Here is a 10,873-nt window from a genome sequence, read left to right as displayed (position 1 = left end):
ACCACGACCACGACCACGACCACGACCACGACCACGACCACGACCACGACCACGAGAATCCTCACGCCACGGACCGCACCCCGGACCACGACGCGGCGGTGCCGGTCCCCACGTCGGACGTCGACGTCCCCGCGCACACGATCCCCGCGCACATGGCCGGAGGCCCCCACGAGCACGGCGGCCGGAAGGTCCCCGCGGGCGTCGCGCCCGGGATCGGCGAGCTCGCCACCCCCACCGGCGTCGCACTGATGCGGGGTCTGGCCGGCACCTCGGGGCCGCAGCCGATGCTGCTCACGGAGGCGGTCGGCGTCGGCGCGGGCACCAAGGAGACCCCCGGCCGGCCGAACGTGGTGCGGGTCCTCGTCGGTCGGCGGGGATACGGAGCGTCGCCCGACCCGGCCCATTCCGCCAGCCAGTCCGCCTCTGCCAGCCAGTCCGGATCCGTCGGGTCAGCCCCGTCCGTCGACCCGTCGGCGCTCGCAGCCTCGGAGCTTCCCCTCCCGGCAGGGCCCGGGGGCGACAGCGTCGGCCCTCGCGCCGCGGACGCGCATGACACCCCGACGTCGGCCGTCCAGCTCGAGGCGAACGTCGACGATCTCGACCCCCGGCTGTGGCCGCGGATCATCGACGAGCTGCTGGACCTCGGTGCCCTCGATGCCTGGCACACTCCGATCACCATGAAGCGCGGCCGCCCCGCGATCACCATCCACGCCCTGGTCAGGGAGCAGTCCGTGCAGGAGATCGCGGCGGTGCTGATGGACCGCACGGGCACCCTCGGAGTGAGGATGCACCGGGTGGAGCGCGCCATCCGCACCCGAGAGTTCACCGAGGTCGAGGTGCAGGGCCAGCGGATCGCCGTGAAGATCGCCCGCGATGCCCGCGGCGCCGTCGTGCGCCGCGAACCGGAGTTCCGGGACGTCGCCGCAGCGGCCCGGGTGCTCGGGATCAGCGAGCGCGCGATGCTCGACCTGGCGAAGGAATCCGCAACCGGCCTGACGGAACACTCCGACTGACGGATACTGGCTGGGACCACCGATGCTCACCTGGAGGTTCCCATGGCTGCCCTGTCCGACGCGATCACCAAGGCCATCGACCAGGCCCGCAAGGCCGAGAATGGCCGGCACGCGGAGCTCCTGGTCCATGACGGCCCCCTGCGCCAGACCGTCATCGCTCTCAAGCAGGGGGAGCGCCTGGCCGAGCACAACTCCCCGCCCGCCGCTTCGATCCAGGTGATCCGCGGCAGCGTGAAGGTGACCGGCGAGGAGACCGTGGTGCTGGAGACCGGCCACGTCGAGGCGCTCACCCATCACCGCCACTCGGTCGAGGCGCTCGATGACACCGTGTTCCTCCTGACCACCGTGACCAGCGTGCCCGGCGCCGAGAGCCACAGCACCCCCGGCACCCACACCAGCGAGCTGCTGCGGGTGCGCGAGGACGACTGAGTCCTCAGCAGCCCACCTCGCCGCCGCCGTGCTGTGCGAGCTGCAGCCACGTGTCGACCACCGTGTCCGGGTTCAGGGACATCGAGGCGATGCCCTGATCCATCAGCCACTGCGCGAAATCGGGGTGGTCCGACGGGCCCTGCCCGCAGATCCCCACGTACTTCCCGGCCTCCCGGCAGGCCTCGATGGCCCGGGAGAGCATGAACTTCACGGCCGGGTCACGCTCGTCGAAGGCATCGGCGACCAGGCCGGAGTCGCGATCCAGGCCCAGCGTCAGCTGGGTCATGTCGTTCGAGCCGATGGAGAAGCCGTCGAAGTGCTCGAGGAACAGCTCCGGGGTGGCGGCGTTCGACGGGATCTCGCACATCATGATGACCTGCAGGTCGTTCTCCCCGCGCACCAGGCCGTGGGTGGCGAGCAGGTCGATGACGCCCTTGCCCTCGGCGGGGGTGCGCACGAAGGGGATCATCAGCTTCACGTTCGTGAGTCCCATGTCCTCGCGCACATACCGCAGGGCCTCGCACTCCATCGCGAAGCACTCCGCGAAGTCCTCCGAGAGGTACCGGCTCGCGCCGCGGTAGCCGATCATCGGGTTCTCCTCGTGCGGCTCGAAGAGGGTGCCGCCCAGCAGGTTCGCGTACTCGTTGGACTTGAAGTCGCTCATCCGCACGATCACCGGCTCCGGCGCGAACGCCGCGGCGATCGTCGCGACGCCCTCCGCGACCCGCTGGACGAAGTAGTCCCGGGGTGAGGCGTAAGCGGCGACCTGGGCCCTGACCTGCGCAGCCACCTCGGGCTCGTCGGTGTCCAGGCGGTCCAGCTCGAGCAGGGCACGGGGGTGGATGCCGATCTGCCGGTTCACGATGAACTCGAGTCGCGCGAGGCCCACCCCGGCGTTCGGCAGCCGGGAGAAGGCGAAGGCCTGCGCCGGGGTGCCCACGTTCATCATGATCTTCACCGGCAGCTCGGGCATGGAGTCCACCTCGCTGGTCGCGACGGTGAACTCGAGCTCGCCCTCGTAGACGAAGCCGGTGTCGCCCTCGGCGGCGGAGACGGTGACCTCGTCGCCGTCGGCCAGCTCGCGGGTGGCGGTGCCGGTGCCGACCACGGCAGGGATGCCCAGCTCGCGGGCGATGATCGCGGCGTGGCAGGTGCGGCCGCCGCGGTTGGTGACGATCGCGCTCGCCCGCTTCATGATCGGCTCCCAGTCGGGGTCGGTCATGTCCGCCACCAGCACCTCGCCGGCCTGGAAGTCGTGCATGCGGTCGATGTCCTCGAGCACCCGCACCCGGCCCGCGCCGATCTTCGCCCCGATCGCGCGACCCTCCACCCGCACCGTCCCGCGGGAGGCCAGGTGGTACTTCTCCACGGTGCTGCCGGCGCGGGACTGCACCGTCTCCGGACGGGCCTGGAGGATGTACAGGCCCCCGTCGGCCCCATCCAGGCCCCACTCGACGTCCATCGGGCGGCCGTAGTGCTCCTCGATGACGAGCGCCTGGCGGGCGAGCTCGGTGACCTGCGCGTCGGTCAGCGAGAGCCGGCCCTGCTCGGCGGCATCCACGGGGATGAACTCGGTGGTGCGGCCCACGGCGGCATCCTCGGTGTAGACCATCTTGGTGGCCTTCTCGCCGACGGTGCGCTTGAGGATCGCGGGCCGGCCCTCACGCAGGCCCGGCTTGTACACGTAGAACTCGTCGGGGTTCACCGCTCCCTGCACCACTCCCTCCCCCAGCCCGTAGGCCGACGTGATGAACACGGCCTGGTCGAAGCCCGATTCGGTGTCGACGGTGAACAGCACCCCGCTGGCCCCGAGGTCGGAGCGCGCCATCTTCTGCACGCCGGCGCTGAGCGCCACCGAGGCATGCTCGAAGGAATGGTGGACGCGGTAGGCGATCGCCCGGTCGTTGTACAGCGAGGCGAACACCTCGCGGATCGCGGTGAGCACCGCCTCGACGCCGCGCACGTTGAGGAAGGTCTCCTGCTGCCCGGCGAAGGACGCATCGGGGAGGTCCTCCGCGGTGGCCGAGGAGCGCACCGCGAAGGAGGCCTCCTCACCGCTGCCCGCGGCGAGCTGCTCGTAGGCGGAGCGGATGTCCGCCTCGAGCTGCGCGGGGAACGGCTGCTCGATCACCATCTGCCGGATGGTGCGGCCCGCCTCGGCGAGCGCCCGGGTGTCCTCGGTGTCTAGCCGCTGGAGCTGGGCATCGATGCGCTCGGCGAGACCGGTCGCGCCGAGGAACTCGCGATAGGCGTCCGCCGAGGTCGCGAAACCGTCCGGGACCTGCACGCCCAGGGCGCTGAGGTTCGAGACCATCTCTCCGAGCGAGGCGTTCTTGCCGCCGACCTGGTCGAGGTCGGCCATGCCGAGCTCGGAGAACCACTGGATGCTCTGCGTCATTGCGGGCTCCTTCTTGGGGGTGTGCTGCTCAACGGGACGACGTCCCACGGCGATCGAGCGATTGGAGGATCAGGGTGGACATCTCCTCGACCGATCTGGTCGAGGAGTCGACGAAGGGGATCCCGTACGCGTCATAGACGCGTCGGGCCCGGGACAGCTCCCAGCGGGCCTGCTCGAGGGACGAGTACCGCGAGTCCGGCATGCGCTCGGTGCGTACCGCGGCCAGCCGCTGCGGGGAGATCAGCAGGCCGAAGCAGCGATCTGAGAGCGTGGCGATGGACTCGGGCAGCACTCCGGCGGCGAGGTCCTCGTCCACCAGCGGATAGTTCGCCACGAAGATCCCGTGCATGAGCGCGAGATACATGCTGGTGGGGGTCTTGCCGCAGCGAGAGGGGGCGATGAGCACCACGTCGGCCTTCTCGAGCGCCCGCACGGACTGGCCGTCGTCGTGCTCGATCGCGAACTCGACGGCCTGCATGCGCCGGTTGTAGCGGTGGGAGTCGCCCACCCCGTGCAGGCGGGCCGGCGCGTGATCGCCGCTCATGCCGAGCTGGGACTCGAGCTGCGCGAGGTGCCCGCTCACGAAGTCGACGACGGGGGCACGCGTGCTCAGCAGCTCCTCGCGCACCGCCTCGTCGACGACGGTGAGGAACACGATCGGCGCGACCGTCCCGTCCATCGCGGCGTCCAGCCGCTCGCGCACCTGGCGGGCCTCCTCGACGCTGCGCACGAAGGGGATCAGCGTGCGCTCGAAGGGCGCACCGGGGAACTGGATCAGGAGGGCGTTGCCCATCGTCTCCACGCTGATGCCGGTGGAGTCGGAGATGAAGAAGACCGGGACGGCGGTGGCGGCCGCTCCCGGGGCGAGGGCCGCCGGGCTGAGCGCCTCCGAGCTCCCCGGCTCTGCGACTGGAGGCTTTGTGGCTGACGGTTCCGTGGCAGGCGGCAATGGCGGCGGGATCGGCAGTGAAGAACCCAAGGGTGCCCCTTCCACTGGGCCCGGCGCGCACACCGGGGACACGACGTCGTGCTCGCGGCCAACGTAACGCGGCCCGAGGGTGCGACGGCAGTATTTGGGTCGTGATCGCAGTCTCATCCGGGCGCAGGGCCCGGTCCGGGTCGGGTCGGGCGCCGCCGATCGCGGTCAGGCGCGGGCCAGGATGCCCACCAGGAAGTCGTCGGCCGCAGGGCGCAGATCCCAGGTGGCGAACCTCTGCTCCAGACGCAGTCCGCCCGCGGCGGCGTCGGCCTCGAAGTCGTCGACGTCATAGCCCCGGTCCAGCCCGAATCCGACCACGAGACGCCCCTCGGGAGCGAGGTGCGCGGCGAGGCTGGCCAGGGCCGGCCGACGCTCGCCGCCGGCGAGGAAGGTGAGCACGTTGCCGGCGCACAGCTGGAGGTCGAACTGCTCCGGCCGGCCGTCGGCGTCGCGGAGGTCGAGCTCAGCGAGGTTCCCGACCTCCCAACGGGCGTCGGGGTGATTCTCGCGGGCCACGTCGATCAGGTGCGGGTCGAGGTCCACGCCGACGACCTGGTGGCCTGCGCGGGAGAGATGTCCGCCCAGTCGTCCTGTGCCGCAGCCGGCGTCGAGGATCCGGGCCGCTCGCGGGGCCATGGCGTCGATCAACCGGGCCTCGCCGTAGATGTCCTTCCCGGACGCCTCGATCCGTCGCCATCGCTCGGCGTAGCCGCGCGCGTGCTCGGGATTGCGCCGCACCGCCTCGGTCCACAGGTTCGTCACGGGGCCGGGGGAAGAATTCTGCGTCATCCCCCCATGGTGCACTGCCGGCGGTTCACACGGCTCAGGCGGCGATGCGGGAGTCGTCGCGGATCTGACCCACGAGCTCCTCGAGCATGTCCTCCAGGGTGACGATGCCGACCACGACGCCGTTCTCGTCGGTCGCGGCGCCCAGATGCGCCCCGGAGGCCTGCATCGAGGTGAGCGCCTGCCGCAGCGGTTCGTCGGCGCCGATCTCCGGCAGGGCACGGATGCGCTCCCCGGGGATCGGGTCGTGGCGGTGGGCCTGCACCGAGTCCAGCAGGTCCTTGATGTGGACGTAGCCGGTCAGGCGCCCGTCGGCCGCCTTCACCGGGAATCGGGAGAAGCCCTCGACGGCCGCGGTCTCCGCCTGGGCGGCGGTGACGCCCTCGGGCAGGCTCGCGATCTTCTCCAGCGGGATCACGAGGTTCGCGACGCTGCGGGCCTCGAAGCGCAGCGCCCCGAGCAGCAGGGCCTCGTCGTTGTCCTCGAGCAGGCCGCCCTCGCGGGACTCGCTGACCATGGCGGCCACCTCGTTGCGGTTGAACACGCTGGTCACCTCGCTCTTGGGGGTGACGCCGAGCATCCGCAGCACGAGGTTGCCGATGCCGTTGAGCAGCCACAGCACGGGCCGCAGCACGGTCACGATGCCCATGAGGATCGGCGCGAGGATCAGCGCCATCCGCTCCGGTCCGGCCAGGGCGATGTTCTTGGGCACCATCTCGCCGAACACGACGTGGAGGTACGTGACCAGCGACAGAGCGATCACGAAGGAGATCGGATGGACCATGGCGCCCGGCACGCCGAGGGCGTCGAAGGGCACCTCGAGCAGGTGGGCGATGGCTGGTTCGCTGATCGCGCCGAGCGCGAGCGAGCACACGGTGATGCCCATCTGCGCGCCCGCCATCATCAGCGAGACGTGCTCCATGGCGTTGATCGTGACCTTCGCAGCCCACTTCCCCTCGAGGGCCTTGGGCTCGATCACGGAGCGCCGCGCCGAGATCAGCGCGAACTCCGCGCCCACGAAGAAAGCGTTCAGCAGCAGCAGGATCAGGGTGAGGGCGAGGCCCGTCGTGGTGCTCATCGCGCCGCCTCGCTCTCTTCGCGGTCCTTCGCGGCGCGCCGCTCGGCCTTCTCGCTGTCCCGTCGCTCCGAGCGTTCGCGCCGCTCGGCCTTCTCCCGCTCGCGGCGGGTGGACCTGTCCTCCTGGCCGTCCGTGTCCTCTGCGTCCTCGTGCTCGTCCGCGAGGGGCTCGACCTTCACGTGGACGGTCTCGATGCGCAGACCGTCGACCTCGGTGACCTCGATGCGCAGCTGCGCCGGGCCCTCCCCGGGGGCAGGATCCGTGGCCACGACGATCTCGTCCCCGACCTCCGCGAGCCGGCCCAGCTCCATCGTGACCAGGCCCCCGAGGGTGTCGTAGTCCTCGTGCTCGGGCACGGTCACCCCGAGGCGCTCGGTGGCCTCGTCGGGCCGCATCCGGGCGTCGAGGTCCCAGGAGCCGTCGGGTTCCGGGGTGTCGTCGGTCTCCTCGTCGTGCTCGTCGCGCACCTCGCCGACGATCTCCTCGACGAGGTCCTCGAGAGTGATCAGGCCGGCGTGGTCGCCGAACTCATCGACCACCACAGCCATCTGCAGACCCCCGCTGCGCAGGGTGTCCATCAGGTCGTCCAGCGGGACGGTGTCCGGCACGAAGGTGGCGGTGCCCATCACGGTATCGACCAAGGTGGTGGGCCGTGCCTCGAAGGGCACGGCGAGACCGTGGCGGATGTGGGCGACGCCGGCGATCTCGTTCTCGTCGGTCAGCACCGGGAAGCGGGAGTGGCCGGTGGTGCGGGCCAGCTCGAGCAGGTCCTCGACGGTGTCGTCCACATCGAGGGAGTCCATGCGGCCGCGCGGCACCATCGCGTCATGGGCCCGGCGGTCGCCGAAGGCGAGGGTGCGCTGCACGAGCGAGGCGGTCTCCGCCGCGAGGGCGCCTTCGTCGGCCGAACGCTTGACCAGGGCGGAGAGCTCCTCGGCGCTGCGGGCGGAGCCGAGCTCCTCCTGCGGCTCGACGCCCAGGGCCCGCACCACCGCGTTCGCGTTGCCGTTGAACAGGCGGATCGGAAGGGCGAAGATCGTGGTGAAGATGCGCTGGAAGCCGACGACCGCCTTCGCGGTGCGCAGCGGCTGGGCGATCGCCATGTTCTTGGGGACCAGCTCGCCGAAGATCATGGTCATCGCGGTGGCGAGCACGAGGGCGATCGTCACGGACACGGACCGGGCGGCGACCGTTCCCAGGCCCAGATCCACCAGGGCGGGGCCGATCAGGGCGGCGATCGCGGGCTCGGCGAGGAAGCCGATGCCGAGGTTGGTGACGGTGATGCCCAGCTGCGCCCCGGAGAGCTGCGTGGAGAGGGTCTTCATCCCCTCGAGCACGCCGCGGGCGCGTTTGTCACCGTTCGTGACGGCGGCCTCGACGTCGTTGCGGTTGGCGGTGATGAGGGAGAACTCGGCGGCGACGAAGCCACCGCAGGCGACGACGAGCAGGAGCCCGACGCCGAGGGATATGAGGGGACCGATCAGGTCCATGGACGGATCCCCCCGAGGAATGCATGTCGTGTCAGGCCCGAAGGCCTGGGACTCTCACTCGGGGCGTCGCTGGCGGCGCTCATGATCTCCTGGTGCTCCTCAAAGTCCCCGCCCGGCGTTCGGAGGGGAATGAAGGAATGCTACAACCCGGCGCCTGGGTGCGGGAGGGGTTGTGGATGCGACCTCCCGCACCACCAGCCGTCCAGTCAGACGGGCAGGCGGGCAGACGGGCAAGCGGTCAGCCAGCCAGAGCTGAACCCTGCTTGCCTGCCCCGGCCTCAGCGCATCCACTGGCGGGTGGCGTGCAGGCAGCGCCATACACGCGCTCCCGGCACACCACGCGCCACTCGATGCCTCCGCTCCCCCGGCAGGCTCCCGCGACAAGCTCCCGCGGCGTGCTGCCGCGACGTGCCCTCGCAGGCACGGACTCCGTCAACCCGGGCCTTCTCTCACCCGCCGTGCGGTCCCTGCATCGGCCCCGTGCCGGCATCGCCCGTGGACCCGCCGACCTCAGGAGCCGCGCCACCCGGCTGAACCCCACCACCCGGCTGAGGTGCGGCGTCCGGCTGAACCCCATCGCCCTGCTGAGGGGTGGCCCCACCGAAGCCCGCACCACCGTCATCCGACACGCCGCCGTGCTGGGGCGCACCCGAGCCGGCCTGCACGCCAGGTCCCGCAGCGCCGGACCCTGCGGCTGCCTCGGTCGTGGACCCGCCGAACAGCGCTTTGAGCTTCGCGCGGTTCAGGAAGGCCACGATTCCCGCGGCGAGGAGTAGGCCGAGGACCGCGAGAACGGCGAGGATGCCGACGATGGCGCCGATCCCCAGGCCGGTGCGCTCTGCCGCGAAAGTGAGGATGACGCCGTGCGAATCCTCCACCGTGATGGTCTCCTCCCCGAGGACCGCCGTGCCCTGTTCGTCCTGGGTCAGCGAGGTGGGGCGGAGCCCATCGCCGCGGATCGTCCAGGTCGCCTCGGAGCCCGCCTTGTCCCAGAGCTTCTCATTCAAGCCCATGGCCAGCGACACGGAGTACGTCCCGCCATCGCGTTCGACCACGGACACCTCTGGGGCCCCGTCCACCCCGTCGAAGCCGAGCTTCTGGAGGGCACCGGAGAACTCCGCGGAGGTCTCGGCCTCGGCGGTCCGGGTGTAGGTGACGATGCCCTCGGATTCGGAGCGCTCGGTGCCCTCCCCCAGGAAGGCGACCACGTTCTTCTCAGTGACCACAGCATCGTCTGCGGCGGGCAGCGAGAGGTCCATGGTGACGGTCCCGCCGCCATCACGATTGATCGTGACGTCGTAAGCGGCCTTGCTGAAAGTGATGTTCTTCGTGATGACCTGCGCCTCGGTGCCGCCCTCGAGCGGAATCTCCTCGGTCGCGTCCGGATTCTCCACGTCGCCGCCCGAGAAGCCGGCGGGGACCAGAAGCGCCTGCTCGAGCGTGCCCATCTCCCCGCAGGCCACGGTGCATTCGATGGTGTCGACCACGCGGGTCTCGATCGCGAAGGGGTCGTCGGAGCTGGGCGCGGTCTCGACCGACAGCACGCTCCCGGTGGTGGCGAGAGCGGTGTCGGTCCAGGTGCCGACCTGCTCCGCGGTGCCCTGCGGGAAGGCGATCACCCAGGTGGTGCCGGTCTCACCGGCCGGCGTGAGCTCTCCGCCCTCGGGCGTCGCCGCCGCGAAGAAGGCATCGAACTGATCCTTCGCGTCCAGGTACGTGGCGCGCGTCAGCTCGTAGGTGAGGGTGCGGGTGTAGGCATCCGCGGCGGGATCCTCGGCCCCCGCGGTCACCACCTTCACGCTGTCGAAACCGACGGCTGCGGCGTTGGTCCACACCGTGGCGGAGCCGTCGCCCGCATACGAGTCCCGCTCGAGCTCGGATCCGTCGACCGAGACCGTGACGTCGCCCTGCTCGAGGGCGCTGTCGATGTCGCTGTCGGTCGCGTTGGCGACCTTGCCGTCGTCGACGAGCGCCTTCACCGCCCAGCGCGTGAGGTCGTTGGCGGTGAAGTTCCGAGTGAGGGTGTACCCGGAGTTGAACGGGGGGCTCGGCGGCGTGAAGGTGACCTCGGCGGTCTTCGTGAGCTCCCCGGCGGCCAGGACCGGCTGGGCCTTCGCCGCGTAGTCCTTCGCGTCCTTGAACGAGAGCGTGAGGGTGAAGACGGTGTCGGTGCCGTTCTTCGTCATGCCCTGGTACTCGAGGCCCGGGTTGTTCGCCTCGATGACGGACTCGATGGTCGCCGCACCACCCTCGACATCCTCCATATCGGTCTCACCGATCACGACCGCGAGGGTCTGGACGCCGGATCCGTCGGCTTCGATCTCGGTGCTGTCGTCGACCTCTCCGCAGGCGGCCAGCAGGAACACCGCGGCGATCCCGGCGAAGAGCAGCAGGAGGAGCCTCGAGCGGGAGAGACCGCGTTCTGCAAGAGAGGAGGACGGGCTGGTGGTGATGTGCATGGCATCCTCTGGGGACGACGGAAGGGCTGGCCCCGCCGAGCGAGATCGGTCGCCGTCAAGCCTAGAGTAGCGAACACACTTTCGTGACGATTGTCCACGATTGATGGGTATCCACGTGGTCTCGCCCGCCTCGGCGCAGCCGCTGGCGGATGGCGCGAAGGCAGCGTCATATGGCGGCGACCTGCACGCCGCTCGATGCCTCCGCTCCCGCGGCAAGCTCCCCGGACCCCTGCCCCCTTGA

8 protein-coding genes are annotated in these 10,873 nt (G+C 70.5%); 2 read left to right on the top strand and 6 right to left on the bottom strand.

Features of this window, described 5'->3' with window-relative positions:
* Both larC2 and INT49_RS10815 read left to right on the top strand, forming a co-directional pair.
* Positions 1–1,013, top strand: a 1,013-nt coding sequence (larC2, locus tag INT49_RS10820; RefSeq protein ID WP_193117743.1) for a nickel pincer cofactor biosynthesis protein LarC2, incomplete at its 5' end; no start/stop codon positions are given.
* Between the two features lie 42 nt (positions 1,014–1,055).
* Positions 1,056–1,442, top strand: coding sequence for a cupin domain-containing protein (locus tag INT49_RS10815; protein ID WP_193117742.1), 387 nt, complete (start codon positions 1,056–1,058; stop codon positions 1,440–1,442).
* Positions 1,443–1,446: 4 nt separating this feature from the next.
* Here INT49_RS10815 and ppsA read toward each other — a convergent pair whose 3' ends face one another.
* From ppsA to INT49_RS10785, 6 genes are all read right to left on the bottom strand, one after another.
* Positions 1,447–3,840 (bottom strand): phosphoenolpyruvate synthase, encoded by a 2,394-nt coding sequence (ppsA, locus tag INT49_RS10810; protein WP_193117741.1) that lies wholly within the window; start codon positions 3,838–3,840, stop codon positions 1,447–1,449.
* Positions 3,841–3,868: 28 nt separating this feature from the next.
* A complete protein-coding gene (locus INT49_RS10805) occupies positions 3,869–4,819 on the bottom strand; it encodes a pyruvate, water dikinase regulatory protein (protein WP_193117740.1) in 951 nt (316 codons plus the stop codon).
* Between the two features lie 165 nt (positions 4,820–4,984).
* Entirely contained in the window at positions 4,985–5,608 is a 624-nt protein-coding gene (locus tag INT49_RS10800; RefSeq protein WP_193117739.1) for a class I SAM-dependent methyltransferase, read from the bottom strand.
* 34 nt (positions 5,609–5,642) lie between these two features.
* Positions 5,643–6,683, bottom strand: a complete 1,041-nt coding sequence (locus INT49_RS10795; protein ID WP_193117738.1) for a hemolysin family protein — start codon at positions 6,681–6,683, stop codon at positions 5,643–5,645.
* Positions 6,680–8,173 (bottom strand): hemolysin family protein, encoded by a 1,494-nt coding sequence (locus INT49_RS10790; RefSeq protein ID WP_193117737.1) that lies wholly within the window; start codon positions 8,171–8,173, stop codon positions 6,680–6,682. Before INT49_RS10790 ends, INT49_RS10795 begins: the two co-directional genes overlap by 4 nt.
* A gap of 449 nt (positions 8,174–8,622) precedes the next feature.
* Positions 8,623–10,632, bottom strand: coding sequence for a hypothetical protein (locus INT49_RS10785; RefSeq protein WP_193117736.1), 2,010 nt, complete (start codon positions 10,630–10,632; stop codon positions 8,623–8,625).
* Positions 10,633–10,873: the final 241 nt, after the last annotated feature.

The sequence above is a fragment of the Brachybacterium tyrofermentans genome (genome assembly GCF_014897585.1).
GTDB classification, from domain to species: Bacteria; Actinomycetota; Actinomycetes; order Actinomycetales; family Dermabacteraceae; genus Brachybacterium; species Brachybacterium tyrofermentans.
The sequence above is the reverse complement of the archived record's forward strand: the minus strand, read 5'-3'. Positions and strand labels throughout refer to the sequence as shown.

Excerpts from the sequence above, each read along its gene's own strand:
- INT49_RS10800 (WP_193117739.1), bottom strand. The coding sequence starts at position 5,608 with ATGACGCAGAATTCTTCCCCCGGCCCCGTGACGAACCTGTGGACCGAG.
- INT49_RS10795 (WP_193117738.1), bottom strand. The coding sequence starts at position 6,683 with ATGAGCACCACGACGGGCCTCGCCCTCACCCTGATCCTGCTGCTGCTG.
- INT49_RS10785 (WP_193117736.1), bottom strand. The coding sequence starts at position 10,632 with ATGCACATCACCACCAGCCCGTCCTCCTCTCTTGCAGAACGCGGTCTC.
- INT49_RS10815 (WP_193117742.1), top strand. The coding sequence starts at position 1,056 with ATGGCTGCCCTGTCCGACGCGATCACCAAGGCCATCGACCAGGCCCGC.
- INT49_RS10790 (WP_193117737.1), bottom strand. The coding sequence starts at position 8,173 with ATGGACCTGATCGGTCCCCTCATATCCCTCGGCGTCGGGCTCCTGCTC.
- ppsA (WP_193117741.1), bottom strand. The coding sequence starts at position 3,840 with ATGACGCAGAGCATCCAGTGGTTCTCCGAGCTCGGCATGGCCGACCTC.